Source organism: Vibrio sp. sp1, assembly GCF_016920955.1.
Lineage (GTDB): Bacteria > Pseudomonadota > Gammaproteobacteria > Enterobacterales > Vibrionaceae > Vibrio > Vibrio alginolyticus.
In genome coordinates this window covers 89,968-107,816 of the sequence record NZ_CP060589.1, presented here as the reverse complement: position 1 = coordinate 107,816, position 17,849 = coordinate 89,968, and the positions used below count along the sequence as shown (strand labels likewise).

Genomic DNA, 17,849 nt, shown 5'->3' with positions numbered 1-17,849 from the left:
TCAATGGACGAGGAAACAATGAAGAAAATCGTTTGGTTATTAATCAGGGTTTTTATAGCTTACCTATTAGTTGGCGTCTTACTAGGTATTCTGATTCTGAACAATACGTATGCTCCACGATTTTTCACAATGAATCTCGATGTTCTAGGGTGGTTTTCTACGCTTGGAGTACTGATTAGTTATGTGCTCTTCCGATTCCAAAAAACTTCAGAAATCGGTAAATTCTTGTTTGCATGCATGCTGGGAAGTGTTGTTTTATGCTTGTACGCTAAAGAGTCTTACTGGTTACTAAACACGAAAGTACGTTCTTGGACTTTATTCCTAACCGCACTTTATACAATAATGCTACTGTATTTTGTATTCCCGTATAAATGGTTACGACCATTACTATTTTTAGTTCCAGTTTCTGCTGGTTCATGGGTGGTGTATTGGTTGGGGTATACACCAGTTAATGTGACAATAAGCGTATTTGAAGCTAAAGGAACTATCGCTGACGATAAATACTCAAAAGCAATCGCAATTTTACCTGAAGTTTATGTTACATGCCTGACTTCTTCATTGTTTTGGCTTGCTCAAATATTGGTATTGTATGCATTTGTCTGTTGGGGGCATGACCCACAGTCGAGCTACCGAAGCCTAACAAAGCGTTTAAGACGGATTCACAACGCTTGGCAGTTTTAGTTTAAATCAGCTTAAGTGTCTACGGCACAATTATTTAGGTAAGGTGGTCGCGTTGTTCACCACTTAACGCGGCGTTAGGCGAATGGAGTAAATAATGAGATTTTTGATTGTTATTTTGGGGATGTTTTCTGCATTAGCAGCGACGGCAGAAGAGACTCGATGTGGATGGCTTGAAAATCCTTCTCCTGCCAATATGTGGTTGATTGATCGCGATGGATCGTGGGATATATCAGTCCAAGGTACTTCAAGTGCATTGGACGATAAATCGATGGAACTGCTTTATCAAGCGACTGCAAATGAAAATGAATTTGTTAGAACAAATCGAAGCTATGGTTTTAGTTGTGCTTGCTTAACAGTGGACGTAGACGAAGAGAAAAATTCGATTACAACAATCCATAAATCCAAGCAGTTACCTTTAAAGCAGTGTTTAGAAGACATATCCATAACGAAAGATATTCCACTGCCTTTTAAGTAATTCGCCTAACAAATTGTTCAAGAGGGATTCGCAACGCGTGGCATTTTTACTATGCGTTAGTTTTAGTGACTAAGGTGGTATGCGGCGGCTTCGGTATTGCGTTGCTCACCCCTTAACAAGGCGTTATATTTTTGGAGGATATGTGGATACTAGAGAGCTTTACAAATATCAAACAACGTATCTCGATATATTGAATGATTTTTTCGTAAAATTGGTTGGTAAATGTGCAACATCCTTCCGATCGTTTGACTCTGTTCATCAAGAAATGAAGCAAAATGTGCACAGTATGGCTAGTGGTGACAATTACTTTGCAGATCTTGAGGCTAACTTACGAGCGTTATACTCTCAGCATGGTTCAGCAGCATTTCAGTTCGCTCAAGAATTAAATGCTTGTAAATTGGTTCTCGGGGGAAGTTCTCGTTTCTACGAAACTCAACTCAATGCGACCAAAAGGTCAATATTATTTTCCGATACGGTTCTTATCCCTGATCCAGTATTACCATACTTTGAGCGAGATAGAGGTGAAGAAAAATTCATATACATTAATATCGTAAAAGCCATCTTTTACGTTCTTCAAATGAAAGAACTCAATAAGAATAGCTTTGATTTATTACCATTTTTTATTTTTCCTAGCTGGGAAAAATCGCTAGAAGAACACGATACGCATACCCAAGAGCAAATTAGTCAGTTGGTTGTCGATGTTTTTAATCATTATGTGGATTCTGGTATACAAAGTGGTGAAGATATTTTTGAATATTCTCAAAAATATGAACAAGATTTCTATGACAAAATCGAAAAGAGTCAACTCTTTGTTGCTCCTGGTCGTAACCCTGGAGATCGTGTTCCTATAGCAATGGGGCATTATCGAACAGAGATGCTTAAAAGTAGGAGCTCACAGTGGTGTGATGAGCATTTAAGAATGCCACAGCAAGCTATTATTGTTAATGCTATCTGTGAGCGAATTGCTCCACAATTCCACTTGCTTGAGAACTCAGATGAGCTTAAGAGTAATCCATTGCTATGTATTGATAGCCAAGCTCATTATTATAAACTTGTTTGTTCGATGAAGAATAGCCAACTATCTAAATTGGCAGCATTTGATGGGCAGACATCAGGGATAGTTCATGCCTTAAATAACAGCCGTTTAGACTTTTTATCAAATATCGAATTTAGTCAAATGGTTGCAATTAGACAGTCTAACGAAAATGTAGATTTTCGGAAGCAACTGAGAGAGCTCGTTGGTACATTGCCATCCACTAAACTTGATGATCTGGAATATGTCTCTGGCGAAGTTTGCTCGTATATTGAGTCGTTAATCTCTAAACATCATAAAGAAATCGAGACAATAAAAGCAAAATATCAGGCTAAACATAAGCAAACTGCCTTTATAGGGAGCGCTAGCTTAACTGTTGCAATGTTCCCCGTGCTTGCTCCTTTTGTCACTGGTGTTGGGTTAATGGCTACTGCTGGAAAGTATATCAATGACAAAATTGAAGAGAAAAATGAGTTGAAACAGGCTTCACATTCATTAATGGGAGTAATGTCTTTGGCTAAGTCGCAATAAAAATATAACAAAGCATTTAAGAGTGATTCCCAACGCTTGGCATTTTTCACTCCATCGTTGGGTTTTGTGTTTACGGTGGTATGGGTTGGTTTTGGTGGGAGCGTTGCTCACACCTTAATGCGGCGTTAGGCTATTGAGGAGAATTTGAGCTTGAAAACAGTTTGCGTAGCTCTAAGTATGTTGCTTGTTTCATCGCTTGCATATGCAGCAGTTGTTCCTGATTTTCAGGGGCATTATGAGCGGTATAACAATGATCAATTGGATACTGACACTGCCTTTATTGACTTAACTAAGGTGGGCTCGAACACCTACGAACTATCAGGGACATCAGTTTGGGTAGGTGACTCTTCTTCTGGCCTTGTAAATTTTGGAGAAATCGACGGAGTTGTAACGTTAAAAGGTAATCAAATAGACTATGACGTTGACGGCTGTACTCTCCAAATTTTATTTGAGCAAGATACCCTCATAGTGAGCAAAGACAACGGTTGTGGGGGGCTAAATGTCACCTTCAATGGGACGTACGTGAGAACCCCAGAGAGTCAATAGCCTAACAAACTGTTCAAGAGTGATTCGCAACGCGTGGCATTTTTACTATGCGTTGATTTTAGTGATTAAGGTGGTTTGCAGCGGCTTCGGTATTGCGTTGCTCACACCTTAACAGGGCGTTAGGCATTACAAGCAACCATATCGAAATAACTGAAAGTGAGAAGTCATGAAAGCTGGAGATATATTAGCAACTCAATCTAGTGGATTCCTAAGTAAGGTTATTAGGTTGGGGACTGGGGGCGAATGGAGCCATGTCGCTATTGCTACCAGTAACAATAAAATTCTTGAAGCGGTAAAAAGTGACAACAATGAAGAACATCATGATGTAAGAGAAATCACCTTAAACGACTTTCTGAAAGACAAATCCAAAGTTATTCTTCTTAATCGACCAAATGAGCTGACAGGAAATGAGCATGCTAAGTTAATGAGGTTTTCGACGGAAACAAAAGTCAAGAATTATACTTGGATGCATGCACTAGCTACTACAATCTTGCCACTATACAAAATTGTATTAACGATAGTTTTCATTTCCTCAATATTTACGATTTCTACCGAAAATCTTTCCGTTTACTTTGGAGTACTAGGGGTGGTTTCAGCATTTCTCTTCGGGGTATATAAATTAATGGCACTTGCTACTAGAAGTTCATTTGGGGTAGAAACAACAGAGAAAATTTATAGTAAGTGCCGTTTTGGGCGAAACCTCGTCAGGAAAAGATACGATATGTTTTGCTCGAAACTTGTACTCCTAGCAGATCGAGAAATAGATGGGCAGTTCTCGAAAGCCCTACAATATGAGGATGAGGTTCAACCAACTCAAGTTGTCGAGTCATGTAAAAGTTTAGGCTGGGAAGTTCAATACATAACTACCCCAAGTAAGTAATGCCTAACAAACAATTTAAGAGTGATTCAGCACGCTTGGCATTTTGGGTTTGAGTTAGTTTCAGTGATTACGGTGGTCAAATTGAGTATCGTGGTAGCGTGCTTCACACCTTAATTGGGCGTTAGCCCTAAATTAAATAGAGAGGAAAGTGTAATATGCAACAAAGGAAAAAAGCGATAGTTCTCAAAAAAGAAAAAGTCTTAGATGGTGACAATAAGACAGAAGCACTCAAAAGAGATGAAATCAGGCGTTCAGCAGCGTTAACTGAACGAGCAACGATGAATGATTCAAAAATAAGGAACAAAGTAACTTTTATTGAAATGGAGTAATAAAAATGAACAAGGATGTAAAGGTTTTTGTAAGCTCAGGATTTAGGGATAGTCTTGATAAAAGTAAACTAGATTTATTGGTCAGTCAGTTCAAAGATTACAAGAAAACGGGTGTTCCCCACGAATCATTTGGTCGAGACACTACTTATGATTTTCCAAGTCAGGTCAAGCAGGCTGGGATGTCCCACATCCATATTAGAGATTCTTCATCCAAACGTTGGCATTTGAAGAAGCTTTCATATCATAAGACCAGTAACACCGCGTTGATCTACTGCGAGGGCTTTTTGAATAAAAATTACTTTTTACTCTTAGGTTTTATTGAAAACGCTCATCAATTATGTAAATTAAAACCACTTTACTTAATGGAATTGGCCGACGTAGCTGAACGCTTTCGTGAAAAGTTTTAGGAGGTAGTATGAGTATTGAGTTGAATTGGGAAAAAGGACTGCCATCATTTGTTGGTATGTATTTTGTTGCGGTAAAACTAGGGCCAGCTGCAGGCGTCTATGATTTTGCTCAGTGGAATGGCTCGGCGTGGGAGTTACAAATAGAGGGTGACATAATTGCTTATGTAGATATTCAAGAATTCAAGAACTCCTTGGATATCAAATGGCCTGAAGATGTGGTTATAGAAAGAGAGCTTCAACAGCTATCAGAAGATGACTCTGAACTTTGGTCAGAATCCTAGGGCTAACAAAGCATTTAAGAGTGATTCCCAACGCTTGGCATTTCCAGTTCAAGGTTGGGTTTCGTGTTTACGGTGATATGGTTTGCTTTCGTGGTAGCGTTGCTCACACCTTAATGCGGCGTTAGCTATTGGCATCAAATATTCCACATATTGGACAGCTTTACTCATTGAGTCTAATTTTATAATGGCTTAAAAACACAAGAGAGCGTCAGTATGCAAATAAGCAAAATCAAACAAGATGATGGAAGTACATTAACGGTTGTTGCTAGTATCGCAACAGAAGATATATTAGTTAGGTCTACGGTTGACTATGTTCCACAATATGTAACAGATGTTTATGGAAAGACCTCTAGAGTTACGTATGATAGAACGCTGGCAAAGTTACTAAGAATTATCAAAAAGGAATTTCCTAAGCATGATCTTATTAGTATCGGAACACCCGTTAATTTCAATATCGCACCGACTCATCTTACTCGCGTCGAAATGCAGTTTGATACTGATGACCAAGTTCAAAAATGCCTAAAAGAGATCGATACATCGGATATGTTGATTCGATCACGGATTCAACCCGCGTGGAACTGGGTTACACCGATAAAATTCCGAAGGAATGTAATTTCACATGTTGGATGGTTTGATACTGTGTATTTTCTGCAGTTCAAGGACATATTCCTTGGGGATTTGCACTGCAGGTATTCTGCTAAATTTGGCTTTGATCCTAAAGATGCCAAGATTACTCATTATAGGTATGATGACCGAGGTGACTTGGAAGAGGTCATAGATTTCAATGAATATGAAAAACATGCAGATTCTATTAAAGATAAAGTCGAGTTTTTACGGGTATTCCGGGATGGGACTACAGAATCGACTTAATTTTTTATGAATATTGCTTGGTTTATTGGCTTCGAAAGCAACAGCTAACAAAGCATTTAAGAGTGATTCCCAACGCATGGCATTTTTCATTCCATCGTTGGGTTTCGTGTTTACGGGGGTATGGTCAAGTATCGTGGTAGCGTTGCTCACACCTTAATGCGGCGTTATGTGTCAATGGGTTTCTAAACAGAGTGAGAAAGATAAAAATGCAGTTTATTTGGGAAGTCTCGGACGTAGAAATAGATACCTTGTTACCTCAGTGGAAATGGTTGCTTAATCCTACAGGGAAACCTTTGTATCTAACCATCATGGGTGACTGGCTATTTGGTGAAGTGGATGGCTCAATTTCATTGTTATCGGTTTTAGATGGTACCTATGAAACAATTGCTTCGGACTTTCATGAGTACAATAAAATGAATAAATCACAAGATTGGTGTGATAATGTCTTTTTAACTAGTTGGTATGACTTGGCGCTCGAACACGGGCTACAACCAAAACAAGACGAATGCTTAGGTTGGGATCTGCATCCAATTATTGGTGGTGAGTTTTGTATGGAAAATTTGCAAGTATTTACTATGAAAGTATATCAATCACTAATGTCTCAGTTGCATTTTCAACTTCAGCACGCAAACACATAACAAACTGTTTAAGAGTGATTCGCAACGCGTGGCATTTTTGCTATGCGTTGCGTCTAATGTTTAAGGTGGCATGCGGGAGCATCGGTATTGCGTTGCTCACACCTTAACAGGGCGTTATGTGGCAGGAGAGAATTTATGAACCCAGCAGCAGTTCTTGTTCATGTCCCTAATGTAGAGCAGGGATTAGATTGGCATCAAAAGGCCTTTCCTGAAGCGACGCCTGTCTACCACTCAAATTTTGATTTTACGGTATTAGACCTCAATGGCTTTTCTATTGAAATAGTACAAGCTGATGAAAAAGTGGGCTCTGGTAAAAATGGAACTGTTCTTTATTGGTCAGTAAACAATTTATCCAAGTCATTAGCATACTTTGAGGCTCTTGGTGCAAAGCTTTACCGAGGCCCAATGGAAATAGAAAATGGGCTTTCAATGTGTCAAGTTGAAGACCCATTTGGCAACTTAATTGGCTTGAGAGGCAAAGCCACATAACAAAGCGTTCAAGAGGGACTTGGCACGCGTGGCATTTTTAATTTGCGTTGAGTTTAGTGGTTAAGTTGTCATGCGGTTACTTTTGTATTGCGTGCCTGCGCCCCTTAACGCGGCGTTAGCTTTCTGGGGAGAGATAATGAGAATCAGACAAATTAAGGCTTACCGAGTAACATCAATTATTTCTTTGCTGTTAGGCATTACCGCACTACAGGAATTATATATAAGCGAAAACCTATTAATTATTGGTTTTGCTGTCGGTGTGCTGGGTACCTTCTTGCTAGGTAGTGCTGGGTTTTTTACGGTATTTCGATTTGTGTTTGCGTTTTTGAAGGAATCAAGTTTAAGCCTGTCTAGCCGTGTTCTAGGGTGTACTTATTCGGTGTTACCTGTTTTACTTTGGTACTTATGCAACGTTAAGTTCATATTGGTGCCTGCGGTGAATGCTAAAGAGCTTTCAACCTTCTTTATTCCATCGGCTTTGGCTGTGTTAAATGGAGGTATAGGGATAATCTTATTCTTCGGAGTCGTTGAAATAAATAATAAACTTCTGGGGAAAGCAGCAAGCTAACAAACTGTTCAAGAGGGATTCGCAACGCGTGGCGTTTTTACTTTGCGTTGATTTTAGTGTTTAAGGTGGTATGCGGCGGCATTGGTATTGCGTTGCTCACCCCTTAACAGGGCGTTATACGTTTTGGGAAGATCGGAGGCAAGAAAATGTCTGAAGAAGCGATTAAACTAGCAAAGAACCTACTCGAAACAGATGATAATTATATAGAAAACATAATTGCATTATCGCGTATTGGAAACGAAATGTATGGGCAATGCTGGAACACTGATTACCACGTATTTGGTCTCATAGCATCGGAGACGGACCATTTACCACTTAATCATGTTCGTTTGAATTGCTCAGAGGAGTTTCTCGTAAAAGCTGATAAAGAGCTAGTTGAAACGATGAAGTTTTATCGTTCCGATGTTGTTAGTGCTTGCAATAAGATCATCAGAAATATAAACGTATAACAAAGCGTTTAAGGCAGATTCGCAACGCGTGGCATTTTTGGTTTTAATCGGCTTTAGTGTTTACGGCACAATGTTTTAGGTCGGTGGTCTGCGTTGCTCACTACTTAACGCGGCGTTATACGAATAGAGGGAAATTATGTACAAAAGTAATGATTTTAACTTGGATTCAAAAGAGTTCAGGTTTAAGAAAGACTCATATCCTTTGTCTAAGATAAACAATGTTAGGGTTAAAAAGTTAAGTTTTCTTGATAATTTAGGTCAAGTTTTATTCTGGGTATGTGTTTTTTCAGGGGCAGTTTGGTTAGTTATTCCAAGGTTGGAAGAGGTGCCACAATGGCTACTAGTTTTAGTTCTTAGTCTGACGGTTGTAGGTTTGGTTTTTGCTCTTTTTCGTTGTTCTAAATATGCACTTCAAGTCGAGTTTCGTCACATAGATGAAACGGGCGTTCAATGGGTTAATGTCGCTAAGTCATACTCAAAGTCAGATTGTGAGTTATTTGAACAGCAAGTGTTGGCACTGAAGAAATTCGTATAACAAATTGTTCAAGAGTGATTCGGCACGCGTGGCATTTTTACTATGCGTTGGCTTTAGTAGTTAAGGTGTTATGCGGAACCTTCGGTATTGCGTGCCTCACACCTTAACAAGGCGTTAGGTGCTTGAAGGAAAAGGTAAGTATGGAAATTGCTTTTCAGCAGATAAACATTGATGATTTCGAATTGTGCGTAGCTGCGAGAAAAGATGCATACTTTTGTAGTTTTGGGCATTACGATGGTTTCGACGACTTCATCAGTGGTTATCGTGAACGAGTATTAGACCGGCTAGCAACATCAGGATGGTTCTATATCCATATATTTGTGGATGGTCAGTTTGCAGGGCAGTTAGAGTTTCGTAGCTTTTCACCCGAGCCGGAGACTGGCTATGTGCATCTCATTTACTTAAAGCCGAATTTTCGTGGTTCAGGTCTCGCTGCAAAATTGCAGGATTATATTGTAAGCGCATTGAGTACAGCGGGTTGTTTGCGTGCTGTACTTTCAGTAAGCCGAACTAACCATAGAGCTCTCACATTCTACAAGCGCCATGGTTGGGAGTTCGTGCGCAAGAATCCCAAGCACGATGAAACCGACTTTTACCAACTTTGGCTACGCACCTAACAAACTGTTCAAGAGGGATTCGCAACGCGTGGCATTTTCACTATGCGTTGGTTTTAGTGATTAAGGTGGTATGCGGCTGCTTCGGTATTGCATTGCTCACCCCTTAACAGGGCGTTATGCGCTAGTGCATTTAAAGATCGAGGGATGTATGGATAATGAACTACCAAAAGCGATGGTATTGAAAACAATAGATGGTAGACATGTGGGTTTCATGTTGTTAGCTCCCAATTCAGGCGAGTCGGGGGAATGTGTTTTCAGTTTATCTGCGTCATCTGCAGAGGTAATCGATAGCAATTTAGGTGTCGTTCTATCTGAGCTTAAAGTTTCTGGCGAGCATAAATACGTGGTGGAAACCATAAAAGATGGGTACTTAATTAATATTGCACCAATAGGCCTACCTAACGTTCAAGTTCAGCTTAATCATCAGTTCTCCGGAGATATAGTTACTGATATTGAAGGACGAGTCGCTTCTATTGGAACAGCTGAATTAGTGGAGCAAAGCGCATAACAAACTGTTTAAGAGTGATTCACAACGCGTGGCATTTTTACTATGCGTTGACTTTAGTGTTTAAGGTGGTGTGCGGCAGCATCGGTATTGCGTTGCTCACACCTTAACAGGGCGTTATGCGCTCGCAGAAATGGAGATAATCAATCATGGAAGATTTAGCTAATTCGTTAAGAAGTTCTGGCCTAAAAGTCAAAATTAAAAAAGGAAAAATTGCAGTTCGGCTTGACGGGCTTTCAAATCCGGTTTCGATAATAAAAGATATACCTGATGATGAGTATAAAGTGAAAACTAATGATTCGATTCCATCGATAATTGCCTGTCTTTTGCTTTTTATTGGTCTGTCAGGTATTTATGAGTTTAGTGGTAATGCTTTGATAAATATTGCACTTATCTCCGTTTCTATATTGTCTTTTGTTACAGTGTTACTTACAGAGTTTAAGCTGACTAAATTACGCGCTACTGTAGTTGCTTTCAATCGTGGAGAACGCGCATAACAAATTGTTCAAGAGTGATTCGGCACGCGTGGCATTTTTACTATGCGTTGGTTTTAGTGGTTAATGTGGTTTGCGGAGACTTAGGTATTGCGTGCCTCACACCTTAACAAGGCGTTATGTACCTAAGGGGTAACTGGAATTATGAGTGATTTTGTTCGTAAGGTTGGTGAAAACTGGAGTCAGATTGGTGCTGGCGCTAGTATAAAACGTCAATCAGCTGGTGCGACGAATCATGTTTTTCGTATCCAATCCTCAGAGACTTATTATCTTAGAAAATATAGTGTTCGCAATGTTGCTAAGATCAAGTTAGAACATGAGCTGCTGAGAAAGTTATCGCAAAATTTGAATACTATAATTGCCCCTGTTTTGACGCGCGATCACCACTCCTTTTGTAAAATAGGTGATGAGTTTTATGCTCTATTTCCTGAAGCAAAAGGAACGTTAATCGAAAAAAGTGCTCTGTCTGAGTTTCATGCTTTTCAGTTGGGAAAAGCCCTTGCTGACCTGCATGTTCAACTCGCTTCCGAGGTTGGAAACGACTTTCCAACAATTGAGCTTTCTTGGGATAAAAGTGCTTGGGTCGATAGACTACAAAAAATAGTCGCTGCTATTGAAACAAATAGTGAATTTGATATGAATAACTCGGTGCTACGAAGAGTAAAACAACAGCGTGATTATCTAGCTAGCTCAGAAGCTACGCACTCATATACCCCGTTAACAAGCAGGCAATTAATCCACGGCGACTTTCATCATTTCAATGTCTTTTTTGATTCTAATTGCACAGTAAGCGATGTGATCGACTGGGATTTAGTGCAAAACATGCCTCCTGGTTATGAGTTGGCGAGAGCATGCATGTATATGTTCGATTTGGAGCTTCATAGGTCATTAGCTTTATTAAAAGGCTATCTGTCTGTCAAGCCTCTATCCCGATTAGAGCTTCACGATGGAGCAAAGGCGTGGGCTGTTTACGCCGACCACCATGTGTGGGCTTTGGAGGAAGTATTTTTAAAAAATAATACAGCGGCACAGAAGTTCATACCTCAAAGGGACTTTATCCCTTTTATGGAGCAGTGGTTCCAAATTGAAAGTGCCTTGTTTTGAGGCGGTACATAACAATCTGTTTAAGAGTGATTCGCAACGCGTGGCATTTTTTACTATGCGTTGGTTTTAGTGTTTAAGGTGGTATGCGGTAGCATCGGTATTACGTTGCTCACACCTTAACAGTGGGAATGGGTAAAATCTTCCAGTAAACAACAATGAACAAGAATGAGCTAATACTCGCATAAAAACATGTACTTATATGTATGTTGTTTGTGCTTTGTTGTTCATGGGTATGTGTGTATGTACAATTATTCTGCTACATATACGCTACACAAAGGACTTGTGCATGCCCATTAAGAAGAAGATAACCAACACCTCAATCAAGGCGCTAACTGTCGAACAGGGACGGCTCAACGACACTGAAATCAGCGGGTTTCATGCTCGCATTTCACCTAAAGGCGCAATCAAGTATTACTTTTACTACCGCTTAAATGGCAAACAACGAAATTACTTCATCGGCTCGGCGGATTCACTCACACCCGCTCAAGCTAGAGATTTAGTCAAAGAGAAAGCGGGATTAGTGGCGAGCGGGGTGGATATCCAAGAATCTCGTCATGAAGCTAAAAAGACAGAGATGCGCAAAAACCTGACGCTTGGCCGTTTTCTCTCTGAGCACTATAAAGACTACCTTATCTCAATGAACCCCAAGCGGGCGGATCAGGCTTATGCTTGCATCGCTCATTCATTTGTTCACCTCCTAGACAGACCGTTAGAGGAGATAAAAGCGTGGGATATTCAGCAGTGGATCACGGAGCGTCGGAAATTAGGGCGTGCCCCAGCGACGATAGAGTATTGTGTGAACCGACTTCGAGCCGCTTTAAATCGTGCGGTAGAGTGGGAGTTCATCGATAGCCATAACTTAAGCAGTGTTAAACTCATCAAGCAAGATAACACTCGAATACGGTATCTCTCTAATGAAGAAGAGAAGCGTTTACTGGACGCGCTGCGAGACCGAAATCAACGCGTTCGAAAGTCCAATAACAAGATAGAGCATCTTCAGTTCGTTGATTTCTTCGAGCCGTTAGTAATCACCGCAATGAATACAGGAATGCGTAAAGGAGAGCTATTAAGTCTTCGATGGGAACACGTTTCACTGCCTAATCGCTACTTAACAATTCGTTCTGAAAATGCCAAGTCGAAGAAGACGCGAACGATACCGCTCAATGACACGGTATTAAAGCTTTTTGAACGCTGGCGAGCACAGAATCCTGATGCTGACTATGTCTTTATATCGAATAACCAGCCCGTTGAGTTCTTTCAATATCCGTGGCAATCATTATTGAAAGAGGCTGCTATCGAGAATTTTAGGTTCCATGACTTGCGGCACCATTTCGCGAGCAAGTTAGTGATGGCGGGCGTTGATTTGAATATCGTGCGTGAGTTGCTTGGGCATGCTGACCTCAAGATGACGCTGCGTTATGCACACTTAGCTCCAGAGCACAAAGCGGCGGCGGTGAATCTTATTGGTTAAGTTGCAAGATAAATCGAGATATCACTCGAAGCATTAAAGTTATGGTTTTATATACAGTGATCTTGGTGCTGTAATTCGTTGTTGAAATTGTTAACTCAACAAGGGATTGAAGTGAGCCAGTTTAAACGCCGCTATGTAAGGCTTGAGGAAGTCTGCGATAAAACCTATTTAACCCAATGGGACATACTAGAAGCCATTGAAGAAGAGAAGTTGTGTTTGTTTGCCGATATTTCTGCTTCGAGTCTTGGGGCTATTCATCCACCAAGTCAATGTGTCGCGGCTATCTTCGACTATCAAGGCGTTGTCCAACTCACTGAACGCTCATCCAAGCGGTTTGCGCTTTCATTAGAATCTATACTGGTTCAACACGTCATCATCGTTGAGATGCATGGTATCAACCGTTGGCGTTCGGTTACTGAAGCGTTCGACAATGTATTACAAGCGCACTTTAAATACACACCTAATGCACTCTCCCAACCGAACAAAGCGTTTGTTGCTTATGCTGCGGTTAATGCCTCTCTAACCACAGAGAGCGTGGTTGGTGAGTTCATTACTAAAGCATTGTCAACGCCAGTTTAAATTTGACCCACTTATCGACGTTATCGCCGAAGTAAAACTGACCCACCCATGTAATTAACTTCTACTTTCAGATAGGTTTTCCAGAACCGTTGGTATGGTTCCAGCCGCCTTCTTTCCTTTTAATCGATAGCTTTCACCGCTGATTTGTACGATGTGCGAGTGATGAAGAAGCCTATCGAGTAAAGCTGCCGTCAAGGTCGTATCGTCGGCGAACGCATTTGACCATTGGGAGAACGGCAGATTACTAGTCACGATAATGCTGCCTTGCTCATAACGCTTGGCGATGACATTGAAGAACAAGTTCGCTTCCTCTCTGCCGAACGGTAGATACCCGATTTCATCGACGATAAGGAGCTTTGGAGCGAGAACACTGCGTCTCAAGTAGCTTTCAAGTTTACCTTGAGCTTTCGCAGTGGAGAGTTGAAGCATCAAGTCTGCTGCCGTGATGAACCTTGTCTTTAAACCCTTTTGAACCGCTATGTGACCCAAGCTTACCGCAAGGTGACTTTTGCCAACGCCACTTGGCCCAAGTAGCACCACGTTTTCCTTTCGCTCGATGAAGGCCAACCCTGTTAGCTCTTTGAGCTGCTTTCTCGGAGCGCCTGTTGCGAACTTGAAGTCGTAGTCATCGAACGTTTTTTTCATTGGAAAGCTGGCGAACTTAGTCAGTGTGGCTCTTGTGCGTTCCGCTCGTGCTTCCAACTCTGCGTTCAGAAGTGACTCTAAGTAATCGGCTAGACTTAGTTCACGATGGTTGGCGGCTTCTGCTAATCTCGGCCATTCCTGACCGATAGCTTGTAGCTTCAGCGCTGCACAGGCAGCTTCAATGCGATTCATTTGAAGGTTCATGGTCGCACCTCCAACAGTGCATCATACGTTGATAGTGGGTGCTGGAAGCTCTCCAGCGGCACCACATTATCACTCATTGTTAGGGTTGTGACTGGGCGCGTTGGCGATGGGAGTAGCTGAAGTATAAAGCGCTCTTCATCTAAGAGAACTTGAGGCTTTGCACCTGTCGTTCTATGAGTTCGTTGATGAGCGACGGTTTCTAGCCATGCGCCGATATGCCCATTAAGAACATCGACGGTGATTTTAAGACCGTGCTGCTTGAGTGTCGCCGCAAGCGGAGTGACGAAGCTATTCTTCAAGTAAGAGTTAAAGCGCTCCACTTTCCCTTTGGTCTTTGCGCGATATGGACGACAGGCTCTTGGTTTAAAACTGTATTTCTTGGCGGCGGTGAGCAGTGCTGGATTCCAGCGGTGTTCACCTTCACCATAAGCATCACGCTCTATCATGATGGCTTTCGCATTATCGAACAGAACTTCTTTAGGGACGCCGCCGAAGTATTCAAACGCTTCTTCAAGACCTTGTATCCAGTCTTCTTGGCGCTCTCGTTCACTAAAGCGAACGAAGGTCGCTCTGCTATAACCAAGCGTTGCCACGAAGGCTTTAACACGTACACCGTAATGGGTGATGGTCGTAAAGTCGACTTGCATCTGCTCACCTGGCAATGTCTCGAATCGAACGACAGGGTCGATTGGCGTACTCGGTTTGTACTGCCTGATGTGCTCTTTGAGCATCGTTATACCGCCTTCGTAACCGAGAGATTTCAGCTCACGTAGTAAGACAGTTGCGGGTATCCAATAAGGCTTTGCGGCTTCAATGCGGGTGCGCAAGTAGTCATGGTAAGGCTGCAGTTTGGTTGGTCGAGATTGCCGCTCGGGATACACAGGCGCTTTGCTTTTATCTCGAAGATAAGTGCGAACTGTATTCCTTGAGATACCCAGATCCTTTGCGATGCGGCGGATGCTTCGCCCTTGCTGATGTAAAACGTGTATTTCCACTAGTTGCTCCTGATTGATCATAATCCGCCGTTTTGTCCATTTACGAACGGATAGTTTGCCTCAGGTGGGCCAATTTTAAATCGGCGTTAGTGGGTCATTTTTACATCGGCGCTGACATCCTTTTAACTCTAAAGCCCTAGTTGCCGAAAAAGTCTATGATTTAAATGCTTATCTTACGCTCAATACAAATGAAACGTAATCAGATATTTTCCTGTTGGTTACTTTTATTAGATTGAATGACGGGGGTTGCTCTATCTTAGGACTACAATTTTTAGCAAAAAATGGCCAATGATTAGTCATTCAAGAGTTAACAGTATTTCAATGAATAGAACCGGTTCTAGTAATAAGTGATGGTTGCTATCAATTAAAAAAGAACCAGTAAGACTAATCTTCTTCGGTTTCTGTTACCTTAAATCTCTCGAACAAGCGATATGTACATGTAAGGGACAGTAAAGTATTTCTGTGCTTTGATATGAGAAGCACGATTTTGTGATCATTTAAGCTTTGCTCAGCTAGCGATCTGACAAAGACGGCGAGCTAATGACGATTTCCACTGATTTTTAAAACATATCTCATATTCCAATAAATGCCTCAATAACTCGTTCTCTAAACTGTCCTAATGTTAGTGATTGATGAAGTAGGCTGTGCTTGCTCCCAACTATTTCTCCTTTATCGCTATTCCAATACATCTCCCCATCACTTCTAATGGTACTAGATGGGAGTGATAGATCATTTGGAGGCGTCTGATTTAGCATCTCTTCGTTGACATTTTTCTGCATAACATATAAGCAAGACTCAGGAATATCCTGTTCAATTCTCTCAGAAAACTTCATCAAACTTTCTTCTGCAAAGGTGTATAACCAAGCTTCTTGGTTATTGCTTTCTGTGATCCTAAGGATACGCCCTAATATCTGACGAAAGTGCAATTCAGTACGAACACTACTTAAATGACAGCAGACTTGAAGCCTTGGTATGTCGGTTCCTTCACTGATCATGCCAATACTGATAATCCAGGGAGAATAACCACTTTTGAATTGCTCAATAATACTTTGAGCGTCTGGGTCATGGTAGGAGACCATCACACTATGTTGCTTTAATTGCTCGTGCAGAATTGCCTCTATTTGTTTCGCATGTGATACGGATGTGGCAACGATAAGTCCGGCAGCATTGTTGTTTGTTTCTCTAATTGAGTAGAGTTTTTCTACTGAAAGTTGGAGAATATGAGTTAAAGCATCTTTATCTTGTAAGATACTGGAGTAACTGATCTTTTGCTCTTTAAATAGGGCCTGAATCGATGAATAGGACTTATTCTGTTCTGAGCTGATAAATTGTAACCGTTCATTATCCACTAATACTAGTTTCGGCTTTCGACACACTTTTTCTGAGATAGCCTGCCTTAAAGTGTATTGGTAATCACAGATGATCTTTCCTTCCGGATCGCTGTAAGAACTCAGTGATATAGGTAGGCAATCTGTACGCCAGGGAGTTCCCGTAAGTGCTAAAGTATACGTAGCTGCTTTCTGAACCTTCAAAATTACCTGCTCTCCCCAGGCATTAGCTTCAGCTAGTGTTTCGCCGGAACAATGGTGAATTTCATCGAATATTGCTAATACTCGGTGTTTTGAGATAGCTGTCCAAAACGACTCATCTAGGTATTGGATGGCTTGATACGTCAGTGAAGTCCCTAATGAGCCAAGCGTGCCATTAAATGGGCATTGTAATATACTCGAGAAGGTTACGGTAAATCCGCTAGCAACGTTTACTGATGGAGAAAAACACATGATTAAGTCAATCATATTTGCATCTAGTAATTGCTTGCTAACATGAGCTGCCATTAGCGTTTTGCCTGCTCCGGGAGTAGCTTGAACGAGAAAATGCTTACTACCAGATGTATATTTTTCAATTGCTTGTTTTATACACTCTTGTTGCCATGCTCTCAGCATTAACTCTCCTCCGTTTGGAGTAATTCTATCGTTTTTGTTAAAGCTGTAACCTGCCCAGTTATAATTGCAGAGCGCTGTGCTGATTCTTGATGCAGCCTTCGTACTTTTTCCTGTGTTTGAGGAAATTGCGTCATAATCGAACGATATTCGTCCATTTCAGCAATTGATATTGCAAGCTCTCCATTTAACTGGCTCCTTATTTTGTTTAATTCATCCAAGTAAAAGGGTGGTTTGGTTGTAATTGTAGTATCAGCTTTGCCCCGTTTTTGCTGATCATTGACCGTAGCTTTGAACTCTTCAAATCGATGGGTTTTGTGAAAAACTTTGTTTCGGAAGCTTCCTTGAGCTGTTAGTAACCCTTGTTTAACCATAGCGTTGAGTTGTTTGGATACGAATATACGCACATAATCTTTACTCTTCTCTTGCATGGTTGTCGCTAATAGAACATCTCTAATATTGGGAATTTTAAATTCATCAGCATCAGACTTATTAAGAAAATCAATGATATCGTGGTGAATGGTAAAGACTTTCGACACGTATAAACTCTCGGTATTCAATTGTGGAGGGCAAAAAAACAATT

General features: G+C 41.1%; 24 protein-coding genes and 1 pseudogene. 21 read left to right on the top strand and 4 right to left on the bottom strand.

All coding sequences use genetic code 11. The features are described from left to right. The first annotated feature begins 18 nt into the window (after positions 1-18). The 21 genes and pseudogenes from H9L11_RS00570 (at position 19) to H9L11_RS00430 (ending at position 13,482) form a co-directional block, all read left to right on the top strand. Positions 19-681 carry a hypothetical protein gene (locus H9L11_RS00570; protein ID WP_205390917.1) on the top strand — a complete coding sequence of 221 codons (663 nt, stop codon included), beginning with the start codon at positions 19-21 and terminating at the stop codon, positions 679-681. A 94-nt stretch (positions 682-775) separates the two neighbouring features. After that, entirely contained in the window at positions 776-1,156 is a 381-nt protein-coding gene (locus H9L11_RS00565) for a DUF4087 domain-containing protein (RefSeq protein WP_058666943.1), read from the top strand. A 142-nt stretch (positions 1,157-1,298) separates the two neighbouring features. Continuing rightward, positions 1,299-2,720 carry a hypothetical protein gene (locus H9L11_RS00555; RefSeq protein ID WP_172563186.1) on the top strand — a complete coding sequence of 474 codons (1,422 nt, stop codon included), beginning with the start codon at positions 1,299-1,301 and terminating at the stop codon, positions 2,718-2,720. 150 nt (positions 2,721-2,870) lie between these two features. Next, positions 2,871-3,266 carry a hypothetical protein gene (locus H9L11_RS00550; protein WP_172563187.1) on the top strand — a complete coding sequence of 132 codons (396 nt, stop codon included), beginning with the start codon at positions 2,871-2,873 and terminating at the stop codon, positions 3,264-3,266. Positions 3,267-3,432: 166 nt separating this feature from the next. Continuing rightward, entirely contained in the window at positions 3,433-4,146 is a 714-nt protein-coding gene (locus H9L11_RS00540; protein WP_172563188.1) for a hypothetical protein, read from the top strand. 155 nt (positions 4,147-4,301) lie between these two features. Further along, positions 4,302-4,475 carry a hypothetical protein gene (locus tag H9L11_RS00535; RefSeq protein WP_153645908.1) on the top strand — a complete coding sequence of 58 codons (174 nt, stop codon included), beginning with the start codon at positions 4,302-4,304 and terminating at the stop codon, positions 4,473-4,475. Positions 4,476-4,480: 5 nt separating this feature from the next. Then, positions 4,481-4,882: a type II toxin-antitoxin system YafO family toxin gene (locus H9L11_RS00530; RefSeq protein WP_025441780.1), complete on the top strand. Its 402-nt coding sequence runs from the start codon at positions 4,481-4,483 to the stop codon at positions 4,880-4,882. 8 nt (positions 4,883-4,890) lie between these two features. Beyond that, on the top strand, positions 4,891-5,163 hold the full coding sequence (locus H9L11_RS00525) for a hypothetical protein (protein ID WP_025441781.1): 273 nt from the start codon (positions 4,891-4,893) through the stop codon (positions 5,161-5,163). Between the two features lie 213 nt (positions 5,164-5,376). Continuing rightward, entirely contained in the window at positions 5,377-6,033 is a 657-nt protein-coding gene (locus H9L11_RS00520) for a hypothetical protein (RefSeq protein WP_205390916.1), read from the top strand. 206 nt (positions 6,034-6,239) lie between these two features. Further along, on the top strand, positions 6,240-6,671 hold the full coding sequence (locus H9L11_RS00515) for a T6SS immunity protein Tdi1 domain-containing protein (RefSeq protein ID WP_042524345.1): 432 nt from the start codon (positions 6,240-6,242) through the stop codon (positions 6,669-6,671). Positions 6,672-6,806: 135 nt separating this feature from the next. Beyond that, entirely contained in the window at positions 6,807-7,160 is a 354-nt protein-coding gene (locus H9L11_RS00505; RefSeq protein WP_172563190.1) for a glyoxalase/bleomycin resistance/dioxygenase family protein, read from the top strand. A gap of 136 nt (positions 7,161-7,296) precedes the next feature. After that, complete coding sequence (locus H9L11_RS00500) at positions 7,297-7,728, top strand: hypothetical protein (RefSeq protein ID WP_172563191.1); 432 nt, start codon at positions 7,297-7,299, stop codon at positions 7,726-7,728. Between the two features lie 146 nt (positions 7,729-7,874). Then, positions 7,875-8,177, top strand: a complete 303-nt coding sequence (locus H9L11_RS00490) for a hypothetical protein (RefSeq protein WP_054730763.1) — start codon at positions 7,875-7,877, stop codon at positions 8,175-8,177. A 136-nt stretch (positions 8,178-8,313) separates the two neighbouring features. Beyond that, complete coding sequence (locus H9L11_RS00485; protein ID WP_025539256.1) at positions 8,314-8,712, top strand: DUF6232 family protein; 399 nt, start codon at positions 8,314-8,316, stop codon at positions 8,710-8,712. A 140-nt stretch (positions 8,713-8,852) separates the two neighbouring features. Then, complete coding sequence (locus tag H9L11_RS00475; RefSeq protein WP_005500215.1) at positions 8,853-9,329, top strand: GNAT family N-acetyltransferase; 477 nt, start codon at positions 8,853-8,855, stop codon at positions 9,327-9,329. 148 nt (positions 9,330-9,477) lie between these two features. Further along, entirely contained in the window at positions 9,478-9,837 is a 360-nt protein-coding gene (locus H9L11_RS00465) for a hypothetical protein (protein WP_104979452.1), read from the top strand. Between the two features lie 4 nt (positions 9,838-9,841). Continuing rightward, a pseudogene (locus H9L11_RS00460) lies at positions 9,842-9,944 on the top strand (DUF3265 domain-containing protein). A gap of 39 nt (positions 9,945-9,983) precedes the next feature. Beyond that, on the top strand, positions 9,984-10,331 hold the full coding sequence (locus H9L11_RS00455; protein WP_172563192.1) for a hypothetical protein: 348 nt from the start codon (positions 9,984-9,986) through the stop codon (positions 10,329-10,331). Positions 10,332-10,472: 141 nt separating this feature from the next. After that, positions 10,473-11,432, top strand: a complete 960-nt coding sequence (locus H9L11_RS00445) for a phosphotransferase (RefSeq protein WP_033907124.1) — start codon at positions 10,473-10,475, stop codon at positions 11,430-11,432. A 286-nt stretch (positions 11,433-11,718) separates the two neighbouring features. Continuing rightward, the gene (locus tag H9L11_RS00435; RefSeq protein WP_047104075.1) at positions 11,719-12,903 is read left to right on the top strand and encodes a site-specific integrase; all 1,185 of its coding nucleotides are present in this window, start codon (positions 11,719-11,721) and stop codon (positions 12,901-12,903) included. A gap of 111 nt (positions 12,904-13,014) precedes the next feature. Continuing rightward, the gene (locus tag H9L11_RS00430) at positions 13,015-13,482 is read left to right on the top strand and encodes a hypothetical protein (protein WP_205390915.1); all 468 of its coding nucleotides are present in this window, start codon (positions 13,015-13,017) and stop codon (positions 13,480-13,482) included. A gap of 54 nt (positions 13,483-13,536) precedes the next feature. Here the strand turns inward: H9L11_RS00430 and istB are convergent, their stop codons facing one another. The 4 genes from istB to H9L11_RS00410 form a co-directional block, all read right to left on the bottom strand. Then, complete coding sequence (gene istB / locus H9L11_RS00425; protein ID WP_205390738.1) at positions 13,537-14,331, bottom strand: IS21-like element helper ATPase IstB; 795 nt, start codon at positions 14,329-14,331, stop codon at positions 13,537-13,539. Continuing rightward, complete coding sequence (gene istA / locus H9L11_RS00420) at positions 14,328-15,347, bottom strand: IS21 family transposase (RefSeq protein ID WP_205390739.1); 1,020 nt, start codon at positions 15,345-15,347, stop codon at positions 14,328-14,330. Before istA ends, istB begins: the two co-directional genes overlap by 4 nt. A 551-nt stretch (positions 15,348-15,898) precedes the next feature. Next, on the bottom strand, positions 15,899-17,269 hold the full coding sequence (locus H9L11_RS00415; protein WP_180208723.1) for a DEAD/DEAH box helicase family protein: 1,371 nt from the start codon (positions 17,267-17,269) through the stop codon (positions 15,899-15,901). Next, positions 17,269-17,805 (bottom strand): hypothetical protein, encoded by a 537-nt coding sequence (locus H9L11_RS00410; RefSeq protein WP_235213044.1) that lies wholly within the window; start codon positions 17,803-17,805, stop codon positions 17,269-17,271. The genes H9L11_RS00415 and H9L11_RS00410 overlap by 1 nt, the downstream gene beginning before the upstream one ends. Positions 17,806-17,849: the final 44 nt, after the last annotated feature.

Bases quoted from the DNA above. Each gene is read 5' to 3' on its own strand.
- H9L11_RS00570 (WP_205390917.1), top strand. From the start codon at position 19: ATGAAGAAAATCGTTTGGTTATTAATCAGGGTTTTTATAGCTTACCTA.
- H9L11_RS00565 (WP_058666943.1), top strand. From the start codon at position 776: ATGAGATTTTTGATTGTTATTTTGGGGATGTTTTCTGCATTAGCAGCG.
- H9L11_RS00540 (WP_172563188.1), top strand. From the start codon at position 3,433: ATGAAAGCTGGAGATATATTAGCAACTCAATCTAGTGGATTCCTAAGT.
- H9L11_RS00535 (WP_153645908.1), top strand. From the start codon at position 4,302: ATGCAACAAAGGAAAAAAGCGATAGTTCTCAAAAAAGAAAAAGTCTTA.
- H9L11_RS00530 (WP_025441780.1), top strand. From the start codon at position 4,481: ATGAACAAGGATGTAAAGGTTTTTGTAAGCTCAGGATTTAGGGATAGT.
- H9L11_RS00525 (WP_025441781.1), top strand. From the start codon at position 4,891: ATGAGTATTGAGTTGAATTGGGAAAAAGGACTGCCATCATTTGTTGGT.
- H9L11_RS00520 (WP_205390916.1), top strand. From the start codon at position 5,377: ATGCAAATAAGCAAAATCAAACAAGATGATGGAAGTACATTAACGGTT.
- H9L11_RS00515 (WP_042524345.1), top strand. From the start codon at position 6,240: ATGCAGTTTATTTGGGAAGTCTCGGACGTAGAAATAGATACCTTGTTA.
- H9L11_RS00505 (WP_172563190.1), top strand. From the start codon at position 6,807: ATGAACCCAGCAGCAGTTCTTGTTCATGTCCCTAATGTAGAGCAGGGA.
- H9L11_RS00500 (WP_172563191.1), top strand. From the start codon at position 7,297: ATGAGAATCAGACAAATTAAGGCTTACCGAGTAACATCAATTATTTCT.
- H9L11_RS00490 (WP_054730763.1), top strand. From the start codon at position 7,875: ATGTCTGAAGAAGCGATTAAACTAGCAAAGAACCTACTCGAAACAGAT.
- H9L11_RS00485 (WP_025539256.1), top strand. From the start codon at position 8,314: ATGTACAAAAGTAATGATTTTAACTTGGATTCAAAAGAGTTCAGGTTT.
- H9L11_RS00475 (WP_005500215.1), top strand. From the start codon at position 8,853: ATGGAAATTGCTTTTCAGCAGATAAACATTGATGATTTCGAATTGTGC.
- H9L11_RS00465 (WP_104979452.1), top strand. From the start codon at position 9,478: ATGGATAATGAACTACCAAAAGCGATGGTATTGAAAACAATAGATGGT.
- H9L11_RS00455 (WP_172563192.1), top strand. From the start codon at position 9,984: ATGGAAGATTTAGCTAATTCGTTAAGAAGTTCTGGCCTAAAAGTCAAA.
- H9L11_RS00445 (WP_033907124.1), top strand. From the start codon at position 10,473: ATGAGTGATTTTGTTCGTAAGGTTGGTGAAAACTGGAGTCAGATTGGT.
- H9L11_RS00435 (WP_047104075.1), top strand. From the start codon at position 11,719: ATGCCCATTAAGAAGAAGATAACCAACACCTCAATCAAGGCGCTAACT.
- istB (WP_205390738.1), bottom strand. From the start codon at position 14,331: ATGAACCTTCAAATGAATCGCATTGAAGCTGCCTGTGCAGCGCTGAAG.
- istA (WP_205390739.1), bottom strand. From the start codon at position 15,347: ATGATCAATCAGGAGCAACTAGTGGAAATACACGTTTTACATCAGCAA.
- H9L11_RS00415 (WP_180208723.1), bottom strand. From the start codon at position 17,269: ATGCTGAGAGCATGGCAACAAGAGTGTATAAAACAAGCAATTGAAAAA.